Source organism: Vibrio sp. 10N.222.54.E6, assembly GCF_041473955.1.
Taxonomy (GTDB): Bacteria; Pseudomonadota; Gammaproteobacteria; order Enterobacterales; family Vibrionaceae; genus Vibrio; species Vibrio tasmaniensis_A.
This window is the reverse complement of sequence record NZ_JBFRTD010000010.1, coordinates 136,355-160,659: the sequence shown is the minus strand read 5'-3', so window position 1 is coordinate 160,659 and position 24,305 is coordinate 136,355. Positions and strand designations below refer to the sequence as shown.

Genomic DNA, 24,305 nt, shown 5'->3' with positions numbered 1-24,305 from the left:
CAGGATTATTGATGAAAAAAGTATTCGCACTTTTATTTATGAGCTTCTCAGTATTTGCTTCTCCGAAAGAAGAGTTGAGTAGCCGCTTGTCGCTGAATGCAGGTTTTAGCGCTGACTTTAAACAAGTTGTCACCAGCCCTGACGGTGATGTTGTGATGGAAGGCGAGGGCACAGTAGAGATTGCACGCCCTAGCTTGTTCCGTTGGGAAACGACTTTCCCTGATGAAAACCTATTGGTCTCTGATGGTCAAAGCTTGTGGTACTACAGTCCGTTCATTGAACAAGTGAGCATTTACTGGCAAGAACAAGCCACATCGCAAACGCCATTTGTATTGCTGACTCGTAACCAAGCAAGTGATTGGGATAACTACAATGTTGCGCAAACGGGTAACCAATTTACGCTAACGCCAACGGCTGTGGACTCTAATCAGGGCGATTTCCAGATTAACATCACTGAGAAAGGCATTGTTCAGGGCTTTAATGTGATTGAACAAGACGGCCAAAAAGGTGAGTTTACCTTTAACAATGTTGACTTAGGTAAACCTGCTGCAGACCGCTTTACTTTTGTGGCGCCGGAAGGTGTCGAGGTCGACGACCAAAGAAACTGATCCAAACTGGCAGATCGTTTGGTAGTAAGTCGATAGGTATTGATGCCATCAACGAATCAAGAGATTGCAATTGAGTAATTACAGCTTAGATTTTGCGGGGGACGAAGATTTTCGTCCCCTTGCTGCTCGTATGAGACCTGAAACTGTTGAACAGTATATTGGTCAGCAGCATATATTAGGTCCAGGTAAACCCCTTCGCAGAGCGTTGGAGGCGGGCCATATCCACTCCATGATTTTATGGGGGCCTCCGGGCACCGGTAAAACCACGCTGGCAGAAGTGGCAGCTAATTACGCCAATGCAGAAGTCGAGCGCGTATCTGCGGTGACTTCGGGTGTAAAAGACATTCGTATCGCCATTGAAAAAGCGCGTGAGAACAAGCAAGCAGGGCGTAGAACGATTTTATTTGTGGACGAAGTCCATCGCTTTAACAAAAGTCAGCAAGATGCTTTTCTACCTCATATCGAAGATGGCACGGTTACGTTTATTGGCGCGACGACAGAAAACCCTTCTTTTGAATTGAACAACGCTTTGTTGTCGCGTGCGCGTGTTTACAAATTGACTTCGCTCAATACAGAGGATATTTCTCTCGTCATTCGCCAAGCCATTGAAGATAAACAGCGTGGCCTAGGTGATGTGTCGGCTGATTTTGCTGATAACGTACTAGATCGCCTCGCTGAACTGGTCAACGGTGATGCACGTATGTCGCTCAACTATCTTGAGCTGCTGTATGACATGGCAGAAGACAACGACAAAGGCGAGAAAGCGATAACGTTGCAGTTGTTAGCGGAAGTGGCTGGTGAGAAGGTTGCTCGTTTCGATAATAAGGGGGATATTTGGTACGACCTAATCTCTGCCGTTCACAAATCGATTCGCGGTTCAAACCCTGATGGGGCGTTGTATTGGTCGGCGCGAATGATTGCGGCGGGTTGTGACCCTTTGTATATCGTAAGGCGTTTATTAGCGATTGCTTCTGAAGATATTGGTAATGCTGACCCAAGAGCAATGCAGGTTGCGATGTCGGCTTGGGATTGCTTCACGCGTATTGGCCCTGCAGAAGGGGAGCGTGCGATTGCTCAGGCAGTTGTCTATTTAGCGTGTGCACCAAAGAGTAACGCCGTTTACACCGCTTGGAAGCAAGCCTTAACGGATGCGCATAATCTTCCTGAATATGAAGTGCCTCATCATTTAAGAAATGCACCCACAACTTTGATGAAGGACATGGGCTACGGGCAGGAATACCGTTATGCTCATGATGAACCAGGTGCCTACGCGGCTGGCGAAAAGTATTTACCGCCTGAAATGGGCGAAACACAATACTATTTCCCAACAAAACGAGGCTTAGAGACCAAAATTGGCGAGAAGCTAGATTATCTGGCGGATTTGGACGCAAAAAGCCCACAAAAACGCTATGAAAAGTAGTCTTTTTTGGATATCGTTACCTAGTCATAAAAATTCAATTAAATCGTTACAAATTGGTCGAAATAGCACCAGTTTTAGGGGTTTAGCAGTGATTCAGTAGCAATCTACTGAATATTCAAATAACTAAAGCATAGGATTAGCAATGCTGGATTCTAAATTACTTCGAGCTGAGCTGGATGAAACAGCGGCAAAATTAGCACGTCGAGGCTTCACCCTTGATGTAGAGACAATTCGTGAACTTGAAGAAAAACGTAAGTCCCTTCAGATGAAAACTGAAGAGCTACAAGCGTTACGTAACTCTCGATCGAAGTCCATTGGTCAAGCGAAAGCAAAAGGCGACCATGAAGAAGCTGAGCGTATCCTTGCAGAAGTAGGCAACTTAGGCGCAGAACTAGACCAAGCTAAAGTAACATTGGCTGAGCTTCAATCTGAGCTAGAAGCGATCACAATGTCAATTCCTAACCTACCTGACGCAGAAGTGCCAGATGGTAAAGATGAAGACGACAACGTAGAAGTTTCTCGTTGGGGTCAACCTAAGACTTACGACTTCGAAGTGAAAGATCACGTGGATCTTGGCGAAATGTCTGGCGGTCTTGATTTTGCTAGCGCAGTTAAAATCTCTGGTTCTCGTTTTATCGTGATGAAAGGCAAATTCGCACGTCTACACCGTGCTATTGCTCAGTTCATGCTGGACCTTCACACTGATGAGCACGGCTACACAGAAATGTACGTACCGTACCTAGTGAACCACGATAGCCTATACGGTACTGGTCAACTTCCTAAGTTCGGCGAAGACTTGTTCCACACAAGCCCGCTAACTGAGCAAGTAAGTGATGTACCGCTTAAGACGTTATCGCTTATCCCTACTGCGGAAGTACCGGTAACGAACATGGTTCGTGACACGATTACTGATGAAGCTGAACTGCCACTTAAGATGACAGCTCACACTCCATGTTTCCGTTCTGAAGCGGGTTCTTACGGTCGTGACACTCGTGGTCTTATCCGTATGCACCAATTCGACAAAGTTGAATTAGTACAAATTACTAAGCCAGAAGACTCAATGGCAGCGCTTGAAGAGCTAACAGGTCATGCTGAGAAAGTACTTCAACTTCTAGAGCTTCCTTACCGTAAAGTGATTCTATGTACGGGTGACATGGGCTTCGGTTCTGCGAAAACTTACGACTTAGAAGTCTGGGTTCCAGCACAAGAGACATACCGTGAAATTTCTTCTTGTTCAAACATGTGGGATTTCCAAGCGCGTCGTATGCAAGCTCGTTTCCGTCGTAAAGGCGAGAAGAAACCTGAACTTGTACACACACTTAACGGTTCTGGTCTTGCTGTTGGTCGTACTATGGTTGCTATTCTTGAGAACAACCAAGAAGCAGATGGCCGTATTGCTATCCCAACAGTACTTCAACCATACATGGGCGGCGTAACGCACATCGGCTAATGCCAATTTTGGTTAATCAAATTTAGATTAATCTGACTTGTTAGAATATTTAAAAGGCTTTGCTGTAATGGCAAAGCCTTTTTTGTATGCGGACGTTGTTTAAATAGAAGCTACATATATGAGAAGGCAGCCTCGGAAGTATTGTTTGCTTGTTTCCAGGCCAAGTCTGCTTGCTTACATGCCAGAAGCGCCTTTCGGTAATAGTTTTGATAGTTGTTTTGTGTCAGCTCATCAATCGTATAAAGCTGTGTGATCACTTCGTCACATTGCTTGATGATGGTTAGCACTTGTTTTGCACCCATTGAATCAGGCCAAATAACAGAGAGCAATTTTATCGTATTCATACATACGTTCTTGATCATCGGACATCGTTTATGAATATCTAAGTAAGCCACAAGCACCTGTTTGTAGTCTGACTTTGCTAGTTTGATGCCGATATTCTTCTCTTTGAGCCAGTTCATTTTTGCGGTGTTGCGATGTTTCATCTCAGTGCACATCGTTATCTGACTTGAAACCACTGTCTCGCTCGCTGTTTTCACTATCAACATGCTGCAACGGTTTTCCGCAATTTTAAACTCGTTTTCACAGCTCATCCTATCCAATAACCATGCATGGTGATAAATCACAGGGAAGGCATCAAAGTCATTCTTATCGTGCAATGCGGTTAGTATAGTGACTGCTTTTTGATATTGGTTAGCTTCCATCGCGATGTGAGCTGCGATAAGTGCTAAGTCAGTTTGAAGCCCTGATCTTGCCTCGGTAGGGATCTTCGAAATTAAGTAATTGACGTGACCCAAATTCGCTTGCTTATCGATGCCATCTGAGGCGCAATAGAGCAAGAATCGTATATGACTTAGCTTCATATATAGGTTGTCTCGAAAGGTGTCCTTATTGATTTGCACATGGTTTTGGTAGTGGAATAGCGCTGTTTTAGTATCATTAACCGATAAGCATAGATTTGCGATTGCAAGCTCTCTCTCAGAGTTACCTGGTGTTAGTTTACTCGCTAACTTGAAGTGAGCAATGGCTGCCGGAACCTTATTGCTGATCAGGTTTACTTGAGCTGCTTGGTCTCGATACAAAATGCAGGTTGGCGCAGAATTGATCAAACTTTCAATCATCGACTGTGCTTCGCTAAGCTGCCCCAAATTCGCAAGGCTGTTTGCTAATCCTGCTTGAGCCCAATCAAAACTGCCTTCATCTATCGCTTTCCGATAGACATTCTTGGCTTCCTCGTAGAGCTCTAGTTTTGATAGAAAGCTCCCTCGAAATTGCTGGATTGTTGCGAAGTATTCGGGATGAAACGCGGCAAGCCCTTCGCAATGCTCTAGGCCCGCTTGATAGTTATTCTCTCTCTCAGCCTTATAAATGTCTTGTAAAATCAGCTTCTTCCTTAAGGAACTGGTGATGCGCTGTTTTAGAGTTTCGCGGTTAAACGGTTTTAACAAATAGTTATCAGGTCGTAGTTCAAGGATAGGGCGTATCGATAGAGCTGAATTTTCACCTGTAACAAGAATAAATATTCCGTCATCTTTTAATCTGTTGGCTTGCTTCAATTCTTCAAATAGCTGTTTGCCGTTGATCGTGTTACCAAAGTTGTAATCACAAATGATGACATCAAAAGTTGTGTCATTCGTGATGGTCATTGCAACACGAGGTGATTTCGCAATGGCAATCAAACGTTCTGAAAAACCAATATGAACCAGCATGTTACGAATAGTTGATAACACTATCGTTGAGTCATCAATGATAAGTGCATTTAGTTGGGTTAATTTCATGCTTACTTTAAATTATTTACTGACGTGAATTACGTAGCTATTGCGGATTGTCTTGATGTCTTGCACGACCGACAAAACAAGAAGCGTTAGGTTTCTACGAAGTTGATATAAGCCTTCGCTAGAATTGGATTCTTTTTTTGCGAATATTTTTATCTAATAGGAGTTAAAAATATTGGCTAATTTGATTCTGAGATGAACTCGAATAAGGAAGGTCATTCATTATATTCAGTACCAAAATGGCGCGTATTTTATGACGGCTTTTTACCCGATAGGTAACACTCTTTTGCTAATTGTTTTTATGGAGAGGATTAAATTTATTTGTGGGGTTTTTCGAGTTCAAATCAAAGATAAAACAATGGCTTGGGGTGTGTTTGTTGGCTGGTTTTTCACGTGAAGGATAAGCCGCCGTTAGTATTTTATGGGCGGCTTATAGGTTTTCTAAATGATGTTTGTTAAATCAACTTGGTTTGAAGCAAGCAGATTGTTGGAGGGCTTTATCAATAGATGAAACAAGTTGTTCGATGTGCTCAGCCTTGCTAATGAAAGGAGGCATCATATAAATCAACTTACCAAACGGACGTATCCAAACGCCTTGTTCAACAAAGTGAGCTTGGATGGTTTCCATATCGACAGGTGTGTGGGTTTCAACGACGCCAATAGCGCCCAACCAGCGAACATCTTTGACAAGAGCATGCTTGAGTAGAGGCGGTAGTAACTCAGAAAAGAGTTGTTCAATCTGATGAGTCTGATTTTGCCAATGACCTTGCTCTATGATGGACAAACTTGCCGCACCTACTGCACAAGCTAAAGGGTTGCCCATGAAGGTTGGCCCGTGCATAAAGCACCCGGCTTCACCGCCACATACCGTGTCGGCGACATCTTTACTCGCAAGCGTCGCTGACAGCGTCATGTAGCCACCAGTTAAAGCCTTCCCTACGCATAAGATATCAGGTTGAACATCGGCATGTTCGCAAGCAAACAATTTCCCTGTACGGCCAAAGCCGGTCGCAATCTCATCCAAAATAAGTAATACGTTGAATTCATCACACAGTAGGCGAACTTGTTTTAGGAACTCAGGGTGGTAGATGCGCATGCCGCCAGCGCCTTGAACGATTGGTTCTAAGATCACAGCTGCCACTTCTTTGTGGTGGACCGTTAGCTTTTCTCGAAAGCTATCGATGTCACTTGAGTTCCACTCATCCCAGAAGCCAGTTTTTGGTGAATCGGCAAAGACGTGCTCAGGCAAAAAGCCTTTGTAGAGACTATGCATTGAGTTATCAGGATCGGTCACTGACATTGCCGCAAAGGTATCACCGTGGTAACCATCTCTCAACGTGAGGAATTTTGAACGAGGTTGCCCTTTAGCGTGCCAGTATTGGAGAGCCATCTTGAGACTAACCTCTACGGCTACTGAACCTGAATCAGCCAAGAATACGTGCTCGAGATTATTTGGTGCTAGGTTCAAAAGTTTCTTACATAAATCGATAGCAGGCTGGTGGGTGATACCTCCAAACATAACATGCGAAACCTTATCGATTTGGCTGTGAGCTGCAGCATTGAGCTCTGGATGATTGTAGCCGTGGATGGTTGACCACCAAGAGGACATACCATCAATAATTCGTTTTCCGCCCTCTAATTCTAGGTAAACGTCGTCTGCGTTAGTGACTGGGTAGCAGGTCAGAGGTGTCAACGTTGATGTATAAGGATGCCAGATATGCTGGCGGTCAAAGGCGAGATCCATAGTAACTTCCATTCTTGGTGTGGCTAAAAAATAACCAGATGTAAACTTTTGATATTATCAATGTGTTGACAGTCTAAAGCTTGTCGGTAGACTATCCAAGCATAAATACAATCTCTATTGATAGAGATGTAACATCAAATAATAAAAAAGGATCGACACGTGGAAGTTCGTCATGACTGGACAGTTGCTGAAGTAAGAGCACTGCTTGAAAAACCGTTTATGGATTTAATGTTTGAAGCTCAAGTGGTTCATAGACAGTACCAAGAGCACAACCACGTGCAGGTGAGTACACTGTTATCGATTAAGACAGGTGCTTGTCCTGAAGATTGTAAGTACTGCCCTCAGAGTGCTCACTACCGAACGGATGTCGACAAAGAACGCTTAATGGAAGTCGAGCGTGTTTTGGATGCGGCGCAAAAAGCCAAGAACGCAGGCTCGACTCGCTTCTGTATGGGCGCGGCATGGAAAAACCCGAAAGAACGCGATATGCCTCACCTAACTGACATGATCAAAGGTGTGAAAGGCATGGGCCTAGAAACATGTATGACACTAGGCATGTTAACGCCTGATCAAGCAGGTGAGCTAGCGGACGCAGGTTTGGATTACTACAACCATAACCTTGATACGTCTCCGGAGTTCTACGGCAGCATCATCACCACTCGTACTTACCAAGACCGTTTAGATACGCTATCTCATGTGCGTGATGCCGGTATGAAGATCTGTTCTGGTGGTATTATTGGTATGGGCGAAAGTACCAATGACCGTGCAGGCCTGCTTGTAGAGCTTGCGAACCTTCCTGTTCACCCAGAAAGTGTACCAATCAACATGCTCGTAAAAGTCAAAGGCACACCGATGGAAAACGTCGATGATGTTGAGTCTTTCGACTTCGTCAAACTGATTGCGATTGCTCGCATCATGATGCCTATGTCTGCGGTTCGTTTATCAGCAGGCCGTGAGAACATGAACGAACAGATGCAAGCTATGTGTTTCATGGCGGGTGCGAATTCTATCTTCTACGGCTGTAAGCTACTGACTACGCCAAACCCAGATGAAGACACGGACATGCAGCTGTTTAAGAAGTTAGGTATCAACAGCCAACAGGTGGCTCAGAAGCCAGACGAAATTCAAGAAAATGAACTGTTAGATCAAGTGGTGGAGCGCGTTGCTGCTCGTCCAACGAAAGATGACATGTTCTACGATGCCACTGTTTAAATCTCGCATCAAAAGTGCCCTTGCTCATCGCCGTGAGCAAGGGTTAACTCGTCAACTTAAGGTGCTCGAAAACAGCAATAGCCCTTTGCTTAATAGTGAAGGTTCTCGCTTTATTAACTTTTCGAGTAATGATTACCTAGGCTTGGCAAACGATCCTGAACTGGTCGATGCATGGCAAACCGGACTTTCCAAATATGGTGCTGGAAGTGCAGCATCGCCATTGGTCACGGGTTTTAGTCCTGCTCATCGAAATTTAGAGGCTCAGCTGTGTGAATGGCTTGGCTTTGAACGTGCCATTCTATTTAGTTCTGGTTTCAGTGCTAATCAAGCTTTGTTGTTTTCTCTGCTCGAAAAAGACGATTTTCTACTGCAAGATAAGCTCAACCACGCCTCTTTGATGGAAGCGGGGATGCTTTCACCTGCAACCATGAAACGCTTTAAGCATAACGACACGCAACATTTAGAGTCGCTATTGAGTCAAACTCCACAATCCTTGGTTGTGACTGAGGGTGTGTTCAGCATGGATGGTGATCAAGCGCCTCTCAGCCAGATATCTAGCCTGACTAATCAATACGACAGTTGGTTGGTGGTTGATGATGCCCACGGTATTGGCGTATTAGGTGATAACGGGGCAGGGAGTTGCAACGCCGCACAAATCTCACCTGATATCTTGGTGGTGACCTTTGGTAAAGCATTTGGCCTTTCTGGTGCTGCGATTCTTTGTTCGTCAGAAGTGGGTGATTACTTAACTCAGTGTGCGCGTCATCATGTGTATTCGACGGCAATGCCACCTTCACAAGCGGTGGCTTTGTCTCATGCATGCCAGATGATTCAAACGCAAGAGTGGCGTCGTGAGAAACTCACGGAGTTAGGCGCTCTCTATGCAGAGCAGATGAATGATGTGAAAGGTTTTATTGATACTCAGACGCCGATCAAGCCATTTTTAATCGGCGAAGCCCAAGCAGCACTATCTATTGCTGAAGAGTTAAAGCGCAACCAAGTTTGGGTAACGGCAATAAGGCCACCAACGGTGCCTATTGGGACTGCTCGTTTGCGTATTACCTTAACGGCGAACCACAGTCAGAAACAGATTCTTCAGTTAACTGACTCGTTGCTTCAAGCAATAGAGCGAAGCAACGACTCTGGAAGCAAACCAAGCATAGAATCAAGCTTTGAATTAAAGAAAGAGGCTCAGTAAATGTCACAAGAAGCAGTAGTGCATAATTACGTAAGCCAAGATAAGAGTGCGATTGCTGAAGCCTTCGGCAAAGCAGCTGCAACCTATGACAAACACGCTGAGTTTCAGCGCGATGTAGGCCACCGACTATTGGATAAGCTACCGAGTGACCTCTCTGGGTTAAAGGTGCTCGATCTAGGTTGTGGTACAGGGTATTTCTCTGAACAGTTAGTTAAGCGAGGTGCTGCAGTGGTATGTGCTGACCTTTCCAATGGAATGTTGGACGAAGCAAAACAGCGCTGTGGTGTATCAGTCTCTTCATATCAACAAGCCGATGCCGAGCAATTACCGTTTGAAGACGGGCACTTTGACATCGTTTTCTCTAGCCTTGCGTTGCAATGGTGTGACGACTTGTCGTCGCCTTTGAGAGAGATGAAGCGTGTTACAGCGGTTGGTGGACGTGTTATTTTCTCAACTTTGCTTGATGGATCACTGTTTGAACTGAAAAAGTCGTGGTCCAAAATTGACGCACATCAACACGTTAACCATTTTATTACAATCAATCAGGTAAAAATTGCGTTAGCGCAATCTAGCTGTACGGCTCATCAACTAGACTTGCCCACCATCACCGTTTGGTACGACACTGCGTTTGAACTGATGCGCGACCTTAAAGGTATCGGCGCTAATCACGTAAGTGGTCGCTCACAAGGTTTAACAAGTCGCCGCATGTTGCAGCTTGTTGAACGGGAATATCGAGAGTTTAAAAACCATCAAGGTTTCTTGCCAGCAACATATCAAGTTTGTTTAGGGGTTATTCAATTATGATTGATGCATTATTCATTGCAGGTACGGATACCGAAGTGGGAAAAACTATGGTTTCAAAAGCGATTCTTCAAGCTTTGGCCGCACAAGATTTATCAACAATTGGTTATAAGCCAGTTGCAGCAGGGTGTGAACAATACCCTGAAGGGTTACGTAACAGTGATGCATTGCACCTTCAAGAAGCTGCGACGCAAGATATCGCCTACGAAGACGTTAATCCGTATGCGCTGTTGCTACCATCATCACCACACATTGCAGCAAAGCATGATGGTGTGGTGATTGATGAAACCGTATTATCAGCTAAGTTGGCAGAGCATAAGCAAAACTCTGACATCGTGTTAGTTGAAGGTGCTGGTGGTTGGCGTGTACCGGTTTCTGATGAAGAATATTTGTCTAGCTGGGTCAAAAAAGAGCAGCTGCCAGTGGTATTGACGGTCGGCATTAAGCTTGGCTGTTTGAGTCATGCACTGCTAACTGCAGAAGTGATTCGTGCTGATGGACTGAACCTAGTAGGTTGGGTTGCAAACCGCATTAACCCAGGTACTGAACATTACGCTGAAATTATAGCGATGCTTGAAGATAAGCTAGGTGCACCGAAGTTAGGTGAAATTCCGTATGTGCCAAGAGCAAAGTCTAAGAACATTGGTAAGTATATTAATATACAGCCATTGCTCGACCTTTAAACTTCGAGTTATACGTTAAACAAGAAAAGGGCTGCGATTGCAGCCCTTTTGCTATGTTAAGCCTTTTGGCCATGAGTTTATAAACAACTGGCCTTTGAACAAGTCGCTATGGGTTAGTGTTCTTTTGTAAGTCCCATTAGTGCTTGTTGTGTCTCTGTGATTTTTGTCTGTGCCGCTTGCGGTGTTAGGATCCCAATCTGCTTTTTTGCTTCTTCTTCAGTAATCCCTAGGTGACAGCACAGTAAATCGATAGCCATTTGAGTGTTAGTACCTTCAACCATGATTCTTCCCTTTTTGTACATGGACTAGCCAATAAATCATCTGAAGCCACTGTAAACGGATTGTTATACCGACACCATACGACTTAGGTCTAATAGACTGGAGGTGATTCGAATATGGTCTCGTAATCAAATGTTGCAATTTAATGCTTAACCTTGTTTTCTTAATCTAAGACTATATGTATAAGTAAGTATAAGTCTTCAAGGTTGGAATAAATTGCTGTCTGCCTTGTCTATAATAATAAGTTTTATAAAAACAGCTTTCATGCGGAGATAAGTAATGAAGCGAGTAATGTTGTTCCTTGCAACCAACCTAGCGGTTGTATTGGTACTAAGTGTTGTTCTTAATATTGTATACGCAGTTACAGGTATGCAACCTGGTAGCCTATCAGGCTTATTGGTGATGGCTGCAGTATTTGGCTTTGGTGGCTCATTCATTTCATTGATGATGTCAAAGAAAATGGCGCTACGATCGGTAGGCGGTATGGTCATTGAAAGCCCACGTAACGAAACAGAACATTGGTTGATGGAGACGGTAAGCCGTCAATCTCAACAAGTTGGTATTGGTATGCCAACAGTGGCGATCTACGACTCGCCAGACATCAACGCATTCGCGACGGGCGCTAAGCGTAATGATTCATTAGTAGCAGTCTCTACGGGTCTGCTACACAACATGACGCGTGATGAAGCTGAAGCAGTGTTAGCGCATGAAGTGAGTCACATCGCGAACGGTGATATGGTGACCATGACGCTAATGCAGGGCGTGGTGAACACGTTCGTTATCTTCCTATCTCGTTTCATCGCCAACATTGTTGCGTCGAATGACAACGAAGAAGAGGGTGGCAGCAACATGATGGTGTACTTTGGTGTGTCTATGGTGCTGGAATTAGTATTTGGTTTCTTAGCAAGCTTCATTACGATGTGGTACAGCCGTCATCGTGAATTCCATGCCGATGCAGGTGCTGCGCACTTAGTAGGTAAAGAGAAGATGATAGCAGCGCTAGAGCGTCTTAAGGTGAGCCATGAGCCACAACTAGAAGGTTCTATGATGGCATTTGGTATCAACGGCAAGAAATCGCTTACTGAGCTTCTGATGAGCCACCCACCACTAGACAAGCGTATTGCGTCTCTACGTAACATGTAATCGCTACGTAATTCTCGTCGCTAGACGACAAGAGACCTTTGAAAGGCTTCCTTCGGGAGGCCTTTTTTGATCTTGGTATTCAAGACAGTAAGTATCCGAGGGATATGTGTCTGGTGATAGAGGGTTACTAGTGATGAAGCGTTGCAATATTTATTGGTTGATATCGCACGGACTGACATGTGTAGGGTAATTAGGAGGGGGGCTATGTTCTTTTGATAACAGCGCGTACTAAGCACACTTTCTTCCGCCCAACAAAAAGGCTTCCACATGGGAAGCCTTAGTCTATTCTGTGATTCGAAATTCGAATCTTACAGCTTGTCAGTTAGCTCGATAGCTTGACCGATGTAGTTCGCTGGAGTCATCTCTTTCAGACGAACTTTCTCGTCTGCAGGGATTTCAAGGCCGTCGATGAATGCACGCATGCCTTCGCCATCTACACGTTTACCACGAGTTAGCTCTTTTAGCTTCTCGTATGGCTTCTCGATGCCGTAACGGCGCATTACTGTTTGTACTGGTTCTGCTAGTACTTCCCAGTTCTTGTCTAGTTCAGCAAGTAGCGCTTCACGGTTAACTTCTAGCTTGCTAATACCTTTCAGAGTCGAAGTGTATGCAATGATAGCGTAGCCAACACCAACACCTAGGTTACGAAGAACCGTAGAGTCAGTAAGGTCACGCTGCCAGCGAGAAACTGGAAGCTTTTGTGCAAGGTGGCTGAATACTGCGTTTGCTAGACCAAGGTTGCCTTCAGAGTTTTCGAAGTCAATTGGGTTAACTTTATGCGGCATTGTAGAAGAACCGATTTCGCCAGCAATAGTCTTCTGCTTGAAGTGACCAAGAGCGATGTAGCCCCAAACGTCACGGTCGAAGTCCAGAAGGATTGTGTTGAAACGTGCAACTGCATCAAAAAGCTCAGCGATGTAATCGTGAGGTTCGATTTGAGTTGTGTACGGGTTCCAAGTTACGCCAAGAGATTCAGTGATGAACTCTTCGCTGAACTGGTGCCATTCAACTTCTGGGTATGCAGAAAGGTGTGCGTTGTAGTTACCTACAGCACCGTTGATTTTCGCTAGGATCTCAACGTTTTCGATTTGCTTGTATTGACGTTCCATACGGTACGCAACGTTAGCCATCTCTTTACCCATAGTAGAAGGAGAAGCCGGCTGACCGTGTGTACGAGACAGTAATGGAATGTCGCGGTACTCGTTCGCAAGTGCTTTGATAGCATCAATTACGTTACGGATTTCTGGAAGAATCACTGTGTCACGAGCTTCTTTAAGCATAAGCGCGTGAGATGTGTTGTTGATGTCTTCAGAAGTACATGCAAAGTGAATAAATTCGTTTACAGCGTGAAGTTCAGGAACGCCAGCAACTTTCTCTTTCAAGAAGTACTCAACCGCTTTAACGTCGTGGTTAGTCGTGCGCTCGATCTCTTTGATACGTAGAGCATCTTCTTCACTGAAGTTAGCTGCTAGTTCATCAAGAAACTGGTTAGCTTCTGCACTGAACGCTGGTACTTCTTTGATTGCATCTGTAGCTGCAAGCTTTTGTAACCAACGAACTTCAACGATAGAGCGGTACTTTAGTAGGCCAAACTCACTAAAGATGCTGCGTAATGCAACAGTCTTGCTTCCGTAACGGCCGTCTACTGGTGAAACAGCAGTCAATGCTGACAGTTCCATGGTGTTCTCCTGAATTGAGTTTTCTAAATTTTGAGAGGTTTATACCAGTAACAATCTCAATTGTCACGCATATTGCGCAATCGTTTGCGTGAGAGTTGTGTTGGTACAAAAAACAAGCTCGCGACGAGGCGCGAGCTAATAAATTACATGCGAGCTAGCAGGATTTGAGCCTGCTCGATCATCTTCTTGCGACCGAAGATAAGGTGGCGACGTTTACCGCCAACTTGACGCCATAACACAGCGCTTCGAATTCCTGATAGCAGCAGGGCACGAACCTTATGCTGGCTCGACGTCTGTTGAAGTACAGCTGGCGTCCCAGAAACCTGAATACGCGGGCCGATAGGGCTCACAACATCAAGGTAGATACTGGCTAGGTTGCTGATCATTTGCTCGTCAAACAGATCAAAGTGTTCAGTTTGACGTTCTGCAGTTTGAATACGATCGCCAAGCTGAGACATAGAGTCGTTACGAGAAGATAGCTTACGCTCAAGTGCCATCAAGCTGATGATGTAGCGAGTAATATCGCTACCAGCGGGAGTACTATCGATACCTTTTACTAAGCACTCAAGGCCAAGCTTTAGGTTCGCTTCACGTCCAAAGACACCCACGGTGTTCGCTGGATTGGTATTTAAAATGGCACTGAGTGAAGCTTCGAAGGCATCTTTATCACAATGGCCGTCTTTCGCTACTTGTTGAACCAAAGCCACAGCTTGGCAAATTCCAGCGAAAGCAATAGTACGGTCATAAAGTGTATTAGCCACGTAGTAACTCCTAGTTGTCTTCTATTGTTTGTCGTTCGATTATTGGTTAGATGCGCTTTTCAATGATACCACCACCAAGACATACGTTGTCTAGGTAGAACACTGCTGATTGACCTGGGGTCACCGCAATTTGTGGTTCGTCAAAAATAACCTTAATGTTCTCGTCATCAATTGGGATGATTGTACAAGGAATATCGGTCTGACGGTAACGTGTTTTTACCGTGCACGTCATAACTTCAGTAATTGGTGTGCGATTAACCCAATGAAGCTGAGAAGCGATCAAACCTTCTGATTTTAAAAGAGGGTGGTCTTTACCTTGTACCGCGATCAGAACATTACGTTTAAGATCTTTTTCACCAACAAACCATGGTTCTTCATTACCGCCGCCACCTTTGGTACCACCGATATGCAGGCCTTTACGTTGGCCTAGCGTATGGTACATCAAGCCTTGGTGTTGCCCAATAACTTGGCCTTCTGGTGTCTCGATGTTTCCCGGTTGAGCGGGTAGGTATTTGCCTAAGAACTCAGTGAACTTTCGCTCACCAATAAAGCAGATGCCTGTTGAATCTTTCTTTTTCGCAGTGATCAAGTCTTGCTCTTCAGCAATACGTCGTACTTCTGGCTTCTCTAATTCACCCACAGGGAATAGGCTGCGTGCCACTTGATCTGAGCTTAGCGTATAAAGGAAATAACTTTGGTCTTTATTGCCGTCTAGGCCGCGTAGCATTTCTGGCTTCGCACCAGCGTCTAGCTCTTCTTGTGTTGGGAAAGTACGACGAACATAGTGACCCATCGCGATGTAGTCTGCGTCTAATACTTCATCCGCAAACTCTAAGAATGCTTTGAATTTGATTTCTTTGTTACAAAGGATATCTGGGTTCGGTGTACGACCCGCTTTGTATTCTTCCAGAAAGTACTCGAATACATTATCCCAGTACTCTGCTGCAAAGTTGATAGTGTGAAGGTGGATACCTAACTTGTCACATACCGCTTGAGCATCAGCAAGGTCTTCAGCTGCCGTGCAGTATTCTTCGTTATCGTCTTCTTCCCAGTTTTTCATGAAAAGGCCTTCTACCTGATAGCCTTGTTGCTGAAGAAGATACGCCGATACTGACGAATCTACACCGCCGGACATACCGACAATTACTTTCTTTTCGCTGTTTCCAGAGCTGATATCTGACATGTCTAAACACCGTTACTATTACTTGGTCGCAGATTCTAACAGAAAGAGAAACACCGTGACAGATCCGAGACCGGAATCACAGTTTCATTTGCACAAATAATGCGCTGACTTCGTTAGAGAATCGCATGAACGCGAGGAGACTCGCTAGGATGTCAGATCTATATGTGGCATAGTCGCTCAAAATCCAAGAGCTGAGATAAAAAATGTCTGAACAAAATGAGTTTATGCAAGAAGAACAGTTGATCGAGATTATCGAGAACCAACTTGAAGATGGGCAACCAGTAAAAGTTAAAGAGACGCTAATGCGTTTAATGATGACAGGTACACCTCGTGAAGAGGCAATTGTAGCGATGGCATGTGCACTGGCAATTGAAGTATTTGATGTAATGAAAAACGGCGCAGAGTTTAATCAAAAACGTTACGCCGAGCATTTGGGCATGCTGCCTGATCTTAGCTTTATGGAAGGCGAATAAAAAAATAGCCTAGCAAACGTTTGCTATAGTTTGAAAGATTGCCGCGTTAAATATAGCGCGGTAGAATCCGCCACCTATTTCCCCTTGACTTAGACTAGCCCTATGAAATTCCCTGGACAACGTAAATCAAAGCACTATTTTCCGGTTCACGCTCGTGACCCTTTAGTAAGCCAAGCTCAAACGAGCAAAAGAATGTCACGTACCCATATTATCGGTATTGACCAAACTTTGGTGGATATTGAAGCAAAGGTGAGTTCTGAGCTAATCGAAAAATATGGCTTAAGTAAGGGACACTCTTTGGTTATTGGTGATGAAGCTGCTGAATCTTTGTATCAAGAATTAAAAGAACAGTGCCTGATCACTAATGAATACGCAGGTGGCACAATTGGTAATACATTACACAACTACTCAGTATTGGCGGATGACCGTTCAACACTATTGGGTGTAATGAGCCAAGATATTAAAATTGGTAGCTACGGTTACCGCTATTTATGTAATACATCAAGCAGAATGGATCTGAACCATTTACAAGGGGTAGATGGCGCAATTGGTCGCTGCTTTGCATTAATTACAGAAGATGGTGAACGTACTTTCGCAATTAGCGAAGGACAAATGAACCAATTAAAACCAGAAAGCATTCCTGAGAAAATTTTCAAAAGTGCTTCTGCTTTAGTATTAACGGCGTATTTAGTTCGTTGTAAACCAGGTGACCCTATGCCTGAAGCAACAATGAAAGCTATTGAGTACGCGAAGAAATACGATGTACCTGTTGTTTTAACGCTTGGTACTAAATTCGTTATTCAAGATGATCCAGAGTTTTGGAAAGATTTCCTTGAACAACATGTAACCGTTGTTGCAATGAATGAAGACGAAGCTGAAGCATTAACGGGTGAAAGCGATCCTCTAGCTGCTTCAGACAAAGCACTAGATTGGGTAGACTTAGTTCTATGTACAGCAGGCCCTGTGGGCTTGTTTATGGCGGGTTACACAGAAGATGCAGTGAAGCGTGAAACATCATTACCGTTGTTACCAGGCTCGATTGCTGAATTTAACCGTTATGAGTTTAGTCGTCCCGCACATAAAGATTTATGTGAAAATCCAACGAAAATCTATTCGCATATCGCACCTTACATGGGCGGCCCAGAAAAGATTAAGAATACGAATGGTGCCGGTGATGCTGCGTTGTCTGCTCTATTACATGATATGGCCGCTAATAAGTACCATAAAGAAAATGTGCCTAACTCAAGTAAGCATCAGCATTCATTCTTGACGTATTCTTCTTTCTCACAAGTTTGTAAATATTCAAACCGCGCAAGTTATGAAGTATTAGTTCAGCACTCGCCACGATTATCTCGAGGCCTTCCTGAAAGAGAAGATAGTCTAGAAGAAGCGTACTGGGAAAGATAAGGCATTTTTTTGATTTATATTTCACTATTAGAAATATAAAAAAGGCTCCGAAAGGAGCCTTTTTTGTTTCTGAATATATTGAAGCCGTAAATAATACTTTAGTCGACTTAAATATTAATTCTATTGCTTAGTGGGTTATTGATGATTCACTTAGCAAACTCGATGCCTTAAAGAGCAAACTCTTCTAGAGATTTACCAGCATCTAGTTGTTCTTGGATAGCTGAAGGCGTACGGCCTTGACCTGTCCAAGTTTTTTCGTCGCCATTCGCGTCTACGTATTTGTATTTCGCAGGGCGAGGAGCACGTTTAGATTTTGTTGTTTTAGATTTTGCTTCACCAGAAAGTGCAGCAATAAGATCGGCAACATCGATTCCGTCTTTTGCAATTTGTTCTGCGATAGCAGAAAGCTTAGCTTCTTGCTCTGCTTTTGCTGCGCGTTCTTCAGCTTCAGACTCTTGACGTTCTTGTACAACAATAGTCAGCTTGTCTAGCGCTTCTTCAAGTTGCTCAAGAGTTAATTCACGTGAGAACGCACGAAGGCTACGGATATTTAATAGAGTTTTTGTTAATTCAGACATGATATTTCCCATCAAGGTAAACTAAATAATCCTCCTAATAATAAACAGAGCCTAAGAATAAAACAAATAGTATTTCTTCTATTAGTTATTTAAATAAGAAAATGAGACGAGTGTTTTAAGATGAAAAGATAGACTTCTAATGAACTTATAATAACTATTAAGAATATCTTAAAAAAAACAGGTGATATCTGATATGTGTTAAGTGGAGTAATCCGTAAAAGTTGACTATTCTTCTATTGATTACTTCATTAACAAAAAGCTTATTTTTCTCGGAATGATATGTTGCATTGTTGCTCTTGATGGGTACAATTGCGGCTACCTGATGCGGTGCTTTGGTTAATCTGTTGTTAAACTCTGGTTTACACGGTTAATAATGTTACCGCACGTAGAGGTGCAATTATAAAGAGTAGTTTTCGTTGGGGTGATGCCAATGAACGGGAATGAAAGGTGTAATTGCCGAAGTAAATTGTATATCTAAGCAATTTGCTGGGGTTGTGCTCAATAGGTACAACACTGCCATAGTCTTAATTTTAAACTATGGAGCGCTACTGTAGGGTTGGGTGAAGTGTTCACTTCCCTTTCGCTTAGTTCAACATGAGCTTGATAAGCCGTATCAAGTTTATCTGCAGTAGATCTCTAGCCAAATAAAAAACTGGTTTTTGAAGATCATGAATTTAATAGATTTTGCAACATCGCCTTTATCGCTGCTTCCTCCCTTGGTTGCCTTGACTCTTGCTATTGTTACCCGCCGTGTATTAGTTTCCTTGGGTGTCGGTATCGTCATGGGTGCGATTCTACTTGCTGACTACTCAGTAGGTAACGCAGCTAGCTACGTCTTTACTAAAGTATCTGGTGTTTTCATCGAAGATGGTGGTATTAACACTTGGAACATGAGCATCGTTGCTTTCCTAATTATCCTTGGAATGACAACGGCATTATTAACACTATCTGGCGGTACTCGCGCATTCGCTGAGTGGGCACAGTCTCGTGTTAAGAGCAAACGTGGTTCAAAACTACTTGCTGCATTTTTAGGTGTATTCATCTTTGTTGATGATTACTTCAACAGCTTAGCGGTAGGTGCCATCTCTCGCCCTGTAACTGACCGCTTCTACGTATCTCGCGCTAAGCTAGCTTATATCCTAGATTCAACTGCTGCTCCTATGTGTGTGATCATGCCGGCTTCTAGCTGGGGAGCTTACATCATCACTATCATTGGTGGCATCTTAGTGACACACGGTGTGACAGAGTATTCTGCACTGGGTGCTTACGTTCGCCTTATCCCAATGAACTTCTACGCTGTGTTCGCGCTATTAATGGTGTTTGCTGTTGCGTGGTTTGGTTTAGATGTTGGCAAAATGCGCGAGCATGAGATCGAAGCCTCTCAAGGCCGTGGTTTTGAAGGTGATAATGATCAAAAGCAAGCGCACGATCTAAACGAAGAGCTGGATATTCAAGAGAGCGAAAACGGTTCTGTTTCTGATCTCGTTATGCCAATCGTAGCGTTAATCGTCGCGACGGTTGCAGCAATGCTTTACACCGGTGGCCAAGCGCTTACTGCTGATGGTCAAGCATTCAACTTACTTGGTGCATTTGAAAATACAGATGTAGGTAAGTCTCTGGTTTACGGTGGTGTTATTGGTTTACTCGTTGCGCTAGCAACGGTATTCAAACAGAAACTGCCTATGGCTGATATCACAAGAACAATGTGGATTGGTGCAAGCTCAATGTTTGGCGCTATCCTTATCCTTGTATTTGCATGGACGATTGGTTCTGTTATTGGCGACATGAAAACAGGTTCGTACCTATCCTCTCTAGCAACAGGTAACATCGATTACCACTGGCTACCGGTTATCTTGTTCCTTCTTGCTGGCCTAATGGCATTCTCGACAGGTACATCTTGGGGTACGTTCGGTATCATGTTACCGATTGCGGGTGACATGGCTGCTGCCTCTGACATCGCGCTAATTCTTCCTATGCTAAGTGCGGTTCTTGCGGGTTCTGTATTTGGTGATCACTGTTCTCCAATCTCGGATACAACGATTCTGTCTTCTACAGGTGCGCGTTGTAACCACATTGACCACGTATCGACTCAGCTCCCTTATGCGCTGTCTGTGGCGTTCGTATCGTGTATTGGTTTTATCACCCTAGGAATGACATCATCAACTGGCATTGCATTTGGCGCAGCGTCTCTAACGTTTGTTGCGGTATGTTTTGCATTGGCTTATTTCTCTCGTTGCAAGATAGCAACGTGTAAAAGCTAATCATCATTTGATTGAATAATGAGAAGGGAGGCGTTTGCCTCCCTTTTTTTGTGTTCGTTAATTTAATTTTAAATTTCGTGAAAAAAGTTCGAATAAATGGTTGAAAAAGGGTGTCAGCTTAGTTAGTGTGGAGACAAGACAGCAAACAACCTAAGAGCTGATAAGTATGCGTAAATTAGTAATGAACATTCATCACCATCATCACCCTATCTAGTCTTTCGGGGAGATTTACGTATACCCGGGAGCAAGAATTCTCCCGGAGGTTAAGTCAAAGAATTTAGATTTAAACCCTCGGGACGACAAAGTCTTCCGAGGGTTTTTTAGTTTTAGCACTTTTAAATAATCAATAAATTCAAATATTTGCACAGGGATACAGCAATGCAGACACAACGCCTAAGAATCGCAATTCAAAAGAAAGGTCGCTTAAGTAAAGAGTGCCAAGATCTACTTAAAAAATGTGGTGTGAAATTTAACATCATGGGTGAGCGCTTAGTTGTTCATTCACTAAATATGCCAATCGACTTGTTACTCGTTCGTGATGATGACATCCCAGGTCTTATCATGGATGGTGTGGTTGACCTTGGTTTCATCGGTGAAAATGAACTAGAAGAAGTTCGACTAGACCGTGTTGCTCTAAAAGAACCATCAGAGTTTCGCACACTACGTCGTTTAGACTTCGGTGGTTGCCGCCTTTCTATCGCAATCAACAAAGATGAAGTCTACAACGGCCCACAAGATCTTGCGGGCAAACGTATTGCAACAACCTACCCACAACTACTAAAAGCCTACATGGATGAGCAGGGTGTTGAATTCAGCACTTGTATGCTAACAGGTTCGGTTGAAGTTGCTCCTCGCGCAGGTCTAGCAGACGCTATTGCAGACTTAGTTTCTACAGGCGCAACGCTAGAAGCAAACGGCCTAAAAGAAGCAGAAGCTATCTTCCAATCTAAAGCAACACTGATTCAACGTGTTGGTGATTTCGATGCAGACAAAACGGCATTGATTGAAAAACTACTGACTCGTATGCAGGGTGTTCAACAAGCGAAAGAGTCGAAGTACATCATGCTTCACGCACCAACGTCTCAGCTAGAGCAAATCAAAGCTCTACTACCTGGGGCTGAAGATCCTACGGTTCTTCCTCTATCTACAGACAAAGACAAAGTTGCCGTTCACCTCGTAAGTACAGAGAACTTGTTCTGGGAAACTATGGAACAGCTGAAAGAGTTGGGTGCAAGCTCGATTCTAGTATTACCAATCGAAAAAATGATGGGGTAGTGACGATGAGAACCGTTGTTTGGCAATCTTTAAGTGAATCACAGCAAGACTCGGTATTAGAGCGTCCAGCTATTACTGAAGGTGCAAACATCACAGCGACTGTTTCTGATGTTATTGCAAAAGTACGAAATGAAGGCGATGCCGCACTTAAGGAACTGACTGAAAAGTTTGATGGTGTGACTCCAGAATCTATCCGAGTTAGTTCGGGTGAGATCGAAGAGGCATGTGCTCGTCTAACACCAGAGATGAAGCAAGCGTTGGAGCAAGCTTACAGCAACATTGCTAAGTTTCATGAAGCTCAAAAGCCACAGCCAATTAAGGTTGAAACACAGCCTGGTGTTGTGTGTGAGCAGGTGACGCGCGCGATTAATACTGTTGGACTTTATATTCCGGGGGGCAGTGCGCCACTTCCGTCAACGGTTCTTATGTTAGGTGTACCTGCTCAAATTGCGGGTTGTCGTAAGGTTGTGCTTTGCTCACCTCCGCCCATCGCGGATGAAATCTTGTATGTCGCTAATCTTTGTAAAATCGATGAGGTTTACAATGTTGGTGGTGGTCAAGCCGTTGCTGCCATGGCTTACGGGACCGAGAGCGTTGCTAAGGTTGATAAGATCTTCGGCCCAGGTAACGCTTACGTAACGGAAGCTAAACGCCAAGTAAGTAACGACTTCCGTGGCGCTGCGATTGATATGCCTGCTGGCCCGTCTGAAGTGTTAGTGATTGCAGACGAAACTGCGGATGCTGACTTCATTGCTGCTGATCTACTGAGCCAAGCTGAACACGGGCCAGATTCACAGGTTGTATTAGTAACACCATCACCAGTTATTGCCGACCAAGTAACCGATGCAGTTCAGAAGCAACTGAAAGAGCTGTCTCGTGCGAACATCGCTCAGCAAGCATTGGCTTCAAGTCTAATCATCATTGCTGAATCGATCACTCAAGCGATTGCGATTTCGAATTTCTATGGCCCGGAACACTTGATTGTTCAGACCAAGAGTCCACGTGAACTGCTGCCATTACTAGATAATGCAGGTTCAATCTTCTTGGGTGACTGGTCTCCAGAATCTGCAGGTGACTACGCATCAGGCACAAACCACGTTCTTCCGACTTACGGCTATACCAAGACTTATTCAAGCCTAGGTTTGGCGGATTTCTCTAAGCGTATGACGGTACAAGAGTTAACAGCTGATGGCTTACAAGGCCTAGCGCCAACGGTAGTCACAATGGCGGAAGCCGAAGGTTTGGACGCACACAAACGTGCGGTGACCATCCGAGTTGAAAAATTAAATCGATTTGAACAGCTAAATAAAGCGAAATAAGGGTAGGGCATGGAAAAGTTAGCAAGAAAACAAGTTCAGGCTCTAACACCTTACTTGTCTGCAAGACGCATTGGTGGCAGCGGAGATGTATGGTTGAACGCCAACGAATCTCCGTTTGATAACGAGTACACCTTAAATCTGACTCGACTTAATCGCTACAGCGAGTGTCAGCCTAAAGAGCTAATCGATGCTTACGCTCAATATGCGGGTGTTGCACCAGAGCAAACGTTGACTACTCGTGGTGCTGACGAAGGCATTGAACTACTGATTCGTGCTTTCTGTGAGCCGAACGAAGACGCTATTCTTTACTGCCCACCCACTTACGGTATGTACGCAATCAGTGCAGAGACGATTGGTGTTGAGCGTAAAGTGGTGCCTCTGACTTCTGAATGGCAATTGGATCTTCCTGCTATTGAAGCTCAACTTGACAACGTAAAAGTGGTCTTTGTTTGTAGTCCAAATAACCCAACCGGTAATTTGGTTGATCGCAAAGACATCATCAAGCTGCTTGAAATGACACAAGACAAAGCGATTGTTGTGATGGATGAAGCGTATATCGATTTCTGCCCTGAAGCATCAACGGTGGATTTGCTTGCTCAGTATCCGAATCTAGCGATTCTTCGAACTCTCTCGAAAGCATTTGCTTTAGCGGGTTTACGTTGTGGCTTTACGCTAGCGAACAAAGAGCTTATCGATGTATTGTTAAAAGTGATTGCTCCTTATCCAGTGCCAATCCCTGTTGCTGACATTGCCGTTCAAGCACTTTCAGAGCAAGGACTAGCGCGTGCTAAGTTCCAAGTTCTGGATTTAAGTGCTAACCGAGCGTATTTACAAGCCGGTTTACTAGGTATGCCTCAAGTGACGGTGTTTGATGGTTGGGGTAACTACCTACTGGTTAAATTCCCGAACGGCGATGAGTTATTTAAAGCGGCTTGGGATACGGGCATCATTTTGCGTAATTCACCAATTGAAGACTGTGTTCGTATTAGTATTGGTAATCGCGAAGAGTGCGAAAAGACACTTGGATTCATTCGTAACTTTTATCAGTAACGAAAG

At 44.1% G+C, this 24,305-nt stretch carries 21 protein-coding genes, 1 riboswitch and 1 other annotated feature; of the genes, 14 read left to right on the top strand and 7 right to left on the bottom strand.

Annotated features, from left to right (window positions below; all coding sequences use genetic code 11):
- Positions 1 to 11 precede the first annotated feature (11 nt).
- From lolA to serS, 3 genes are all read left to right on the top strand, one after another.
- Positions 12 to 608, top strand: a complete 597-nt coding sequence (gene lolA, locus AB4513_RS05625; protein ID WP_009848826.1) for an outer membrane lipoprotein chaperone LolA — start codon at positions 12 to 14, stop codon at positions 606 to 608.
- Positions 609 to 672: 64 nt separating this feature from the next.
- Positions 673 to 2,028: a replication-associated recombination protein A gene (locus AB4513_RS05620; RefSeq protein WP_032555347.1), complete on the top strand. Its 1,356-nt coding sequence runs from the start codon at positions 673 to 675 to the stop codon at positions 2,026 to 2,028.
- Between the two features lie 142 nt (positions 2,029 to 2,170).
- Positions 2,171 to 3,478: a serine--tRNA ligase gene (gene serS, locus AB4513_RS05615; protein WP_009848824.1), complete on the top strand. Its 1,308-nt coding sequence runs from the start codon at positions 2,171 to 2,173 to the stop codon at positions 3,476 to 3,478.
- Positions 3,479 to 3,588: 110 nt separating this feature from the next.
- Here serS and AB4513_RS05610 read toward each other — a convergent pair whose 3' ends face one another.
- On the bottom strand, positions 3,589 to 5,256 hold the full coding sequence (locus AB4513_RS05610) for a response regulator (protein ID WP_102257831.1): 1,668 nt from the start codon (positions 5,254 to 5,256) through the stop codon (positions 3,589 to 3,591).
- A gap of 457 nt (positions 5,257 to 5,713) precedes the next feature.
- Complete coding sequence (bioA, locus tag AB4513_RS05605) at positions 5,714 to 6,997, bottom strand: adenosylmethionine--8-amino-7-oxononanoate transaminase (protein WP_102257832.1); 1,284 nt, start codon at positions 6,995 to 6,997, stop codon at positions 5,714 to 5,716.
- Between the two features lie 159 nt (positions 6,998 to 7,156).
- Between bioA and bioB the strand changes: the two genes are divergently transcribed.
- The 4 genes from bioB to bioD are packed head-to-tail and all read left to right on the top strand — an operon-like array spanning position 7,157 to position 10,891.
- A complete protein-coding gene (gene bioB, locus AB4513_RS05600; protein WP_009848820.1) occupies positions 7,157 to 8,209 on the top strand; it encodes a biotin synthase BioB in 1,053 nt (350 codons plus the stop codon).
- Positions 8,196 to 9,407 (top strand): 8-amino-7-oxononanoate synthase, encoded by a 1,212-nt coding sequence (gene bioF / locus AB4513_RS05595; RefSeq protein WP_102257833.1) that lies wholly within the window; start codon positions 8,196 to 8,198, stop codon positions 9,405 to 9,407. The genes bioB and bioF overlap by 14 nt, the downstream gene beginning before the upstream one ends.
- Positions 9,408 to 10,211, top strand: coding sequence for a malonyl-ACP O-methyltransferase BioC (gene bioC, locus AB4513_RS05590; protein ID WP_009848818.1), 804 nt, complete (start codon positions 9,408 to 9,410; stop codon positions 10,209 to 10,211).
- Positions 10,208 to 10,891, top strand: a complete 684-nt coding sequence (bioD, locus tag AB4513_RS05585) for a dethiobiotin synthase (RefSeq protein WP_102257834.1) — start codon at positions 10,208 to 10,210, stop codon at positions 10,889 to 10,891. The genes bioC and bioD overlap by 4 nt, the downstream gene beginning before the upstream one ends.
- A gap of 113 nt (positions 10,892 to 11,004) precedes the next feature.
- On the opposite strand, the gene AB4513_RS05580 is transcribed toward bioD, so the two are convergent.
- Positions 11,005 to 11,172: a hypothetical protein gene (locus AB4513_RS05580; RefSeq protein ID WP_009848816.1), complete on the bottom strand. Its 168-nt coding sequence runs from the start codon at positions 11,170 to 11,172 to the stop codon at positions 11,005 to 11,007.
- Between the two features lie 277 nt (positions 11,173 to 11,449).
- Here AB4513_RS05580 and htpX point away from each other — a divergent pair, with 277 nt between their 5' ends.
- On the top strand, positions 11,450 to 12,313 hold the full coding sequence (htpX, locus tag AB4513_RS05575) for a protease HtpX (protein ID WP_017098153.1): 864 nt from the start codon (positions 11,450 to 11,452) through the stop codon (positions 12,311 to 12,313).
- A gap of 308 nt (positions 12,314 to 12,621) precedes the next feature.
- On the opposite strand, the gene purB is transcribed toward htpX, so the two are convergent.
- The 3 genes from purB to mnmA form a co-directional block, all read right to left on the bottom strand.
- Positions 12,622 to 13,992 carry an adenylosuccinate lyase gene (purB, locus tag AB4513_RS05570; RefSeq protein WP_009848814.1) on the bottom strand — a complete coding sequence of 457 codons (1,371 nt, stop codon included), beginning with the start codon at positions 13,990 to 13,992 and terminating at the stop codon, positions 12,622 to 12,624.
- Between the two features lie 143 nt (positions 13,993 to 14,135).
- On the bottom strand, positions 14,136 to 14,753 hold the full coding sequence (gene hflD, locus AB4513_RS05565) for a high frequency lysogenization protein HflD (RefSeq protein WP_009848813.1): 618 nt from the start codon (positions 14,751 to 14,753) through the stop codon (positions 14,136 to 14,138).
- Positions 14,754 to 14,799: 46 nt separating this feature from the next.
- The gene (gene mnmA, locus AB4513_RS05560) at positions 14,800 to 15,936 is read right to left on the bottom strand and encodes a tRNA 2-thiouridine(34) synthase MnmA (protein WP_009848812.1); all 1,137 of its coding nucleotides are present in this window, start codon (positions 15,934 to 15,936) and stop codon (positions 14,800 to 14,802) included.
- Positions 15,937 to 16,139: 203 nt separating this feature from the next.
- Here mnmA and AB4513_RS05555 point away from each other — a divergent pair, with 203 nt between their 5' ends.
- A complete protein-coding gene (locus tag AB4513_RS05555) occupies positions 16,140 to 16,409 on the top strand; it encodes a hypothetical protein (RefSeq protein WP_009848811.1) in 270 nt (89 codons plus the stop codon).
- Positions 16,410 to 16,511: 102 nt separating this feature from the next.
- Positions 16,512 to 17,816: an inosine/guanosine kinase gene (locus AB4513_RS05550; RefSeq protein WP_009848810.1), complete on the top strand. Its 1,305-nt coding sequence runs from the start codon at positions 16,512 to 16,514 to the stop codon at positions 17,814 to 17,816.
- Positions 17,817 to 17,983: 167 nt separating this feature from the next.
- Here the strand turns inward: AB4513_RS05550 and AB4513_RS05545 are convergent, their stop codons facing one another.
- Positions 17,984 to 18,394 (bottom strand): H-NS family nucleoid-associated regulatory protein, encoded by a 411-nt coding sequence (locus tag AB4513_RS05545; RefSeq protein WP_012604381.1) that lies wholly within the window; start codon positions 18,392 to 18,394, stop codon positions 17,984 to 17,986.
- A gap of 378 nt (positions 18,395 to 18,772) precedes the next feature.
- A riboswitch (Lysine riboswitch) is annotated at positions 18,773 to 18,950 on the top strand.
- A 112-nt stretch (positions 18,951 to 19,062) separates the two neighbouring features.
- Between AB4513_RS05545 and AB4513_RS05540 the strand changes: the two genes are divergently transcribed.
- The 4 genes from AB4513_RS05540 to hisC all read left to right on the top strand — a co-directional run bounded on the left by AB4513_RS05540 (position 19,063) and on the right by hisC (position 24,299).
- Positions 19,063 to 20,655: a Na+/H+ antiporter NhaC family protein gene (locus tag AB4513_RS05540; protein ID WP_029223134.1), complete on the top strand. Its 1,593-nt coding sequence runs from the start codon at positions 19,063 to 19,065 to the stop codon at positions 20,653 to 20,655.
- 189 nt (positions 20,656 to 20,844) lie between these two features.
- Positions 20,845 to 20,980, top strand: a sequence feature (His leader region).
- A 53-nt stretch (positions 20,981 to 21,033) separates the two neighbouring features.
- Complete coding sequence (gene hisG, locus AB4513_RS05535) at positions 21,034 to 21,930, top strand: ATP phosphoribosyltransferase (protein WP_009848806.1); 897 nt, start codon at positions 21,034 to 21,036, stop codon at positions 21,928 to 21,930.
- On the top strand, positions 21,930 to 23,249 hold the full coding sequence (gene hisD, locus AB4513_RS05530) for a histidinol dehydrogenase (protein ID WP_017098157.1): 1,320 nt from the start codon (positions 21,930 to 21,932) through the stop codon (positions 23,247 to 23,249). The genes hisG and hisD overlap by 1 nt, the downstream gene beginning before the upstream one ends.
- A gap of 9 nt (positions 23,250 to 23,258) precedes the next feature.
- Entirely contained in the window at positions 23,259 to 24,299 is a 1,041-nt protein-coding gene (gene hisC / locus AB4513_RS05525; protein ID WP_009848804.1) for a histidinol-phosphate transaminase, read from the top strand.
- Positions 24,300 to 24,305: the final 6 nt, after the last annotated feature.

Bases quoted from the DNA above. Each gene is read 5' to 3' on its own strand.
- purB (WP_009848814.1), bottom strand. From the start codon at position 13,992: ATGGAACTGTCAGCATTGACTGCTGTTTCACCAGTAGACGGCCGTTAC.
- htpX (WP_017098153.1), top strand. From the start codon at position 11,450: ATGAAGCGAGTAATGTTGTTCCTTGCAACCAACCTAGCGGTTGTATTG.
- AB4513_RS05610 (WP_102257831.1), bottom strand. From the start codon at position 5,256: ATGAAATTAACCCAACTAAATGCACTTATCATTGATGACTCAACGATA.
- AB4513_RS05540 (WP_029223134.1), top strand. From the start codon at position 19,063: ATGAATTTAATAGATTTTGCAACATCGCCTTTATCGCTGCTTCCTCCC.
- lolA (WP_009848826.1), top strand. From the start codon at position 12: ATGAAAAAAGTATTCGCACTTTTATTTATGAGCTTCTCAGTATTTGCT.
- bioF (WP_102257833.1), top strand. From the start codon at position 8,196: ATGCCACTGTTTAAATCTCGCATCAAAAGTGCCCTTGCTCATCGCCGT.
- AB4513_RS05580 (WP_009848816.1), bottom strand. From the start codon at position 11,172: ATGGTTGAAGGTACTAACACTCAAATGGCTATCGATTTACTGTGCTGT.
- bioC (WP_009848818.1), top strand. From the start codon at position 9,408: ATGTCACAAGAAGCAGTAGTGCATAATTACGTAAGCCAAGATAAGAGT.
- serS (WP_009848824.1), top strand. From the start codon at position 2,171: ATGCTGGATTCTAAATTACTTCGAGCTGAGCTGGATGAAACAGCGGCA.
- bioD (WP_102257834.1), top strand. From the start codon at position 10,208: ATGATTGATGCATTATTCATTGCAGGTACGGATACCGAAGTGGGAAAA.
- mnmA (WP_009848812.1), bottom strand. From the start codon at position 15,936: ATGTCAGATATCAGCTCTGGAAACAGCGAAAAGAAAGTAATTGTCGGT.
- hisC (WP_009848804.1), top strand. From the start codon at position 23,259: ATGGAAAAGTTAGCAAGAAAACAAGTTCAGGCTCTAACACCTTACTTG.
- AB4513_RS05550 (WP_009848810.1), top strand. From the start codon at position 16,512: ATGAAATTCCCTGGACAACGTAAATCAAAGCACTATTTTCCGGTTCAC.
- AB4513_RS05545 (WP_012604381.1), bottom strand. From the start codon at position 18,394: ATGTCTGAATTAACAAAAACTCTATTAAATATCCGTAGCCTTCGTGCG.
- hisG (WP_009848806.1), top strand. From the start codon at position 21,034: ATGCAGACACAACGCCTAAGAATCGCAATTCAAAAGAAAGGTCGCTTA.
- AB4513_RS05555 (WP_009848811.1), top strand. From the start codon at position 16,140: ATGTCTGAACAAAATGAGTTTATGCAAGAAGAACAGTTGATCGAGATT.
- bioA (WP_102257832.1), bottom strand. From the start codon at position 6,997: ATGGATCTCGCCTTTGACCGCCAGCATATCTGGCATCCTTATACATCA.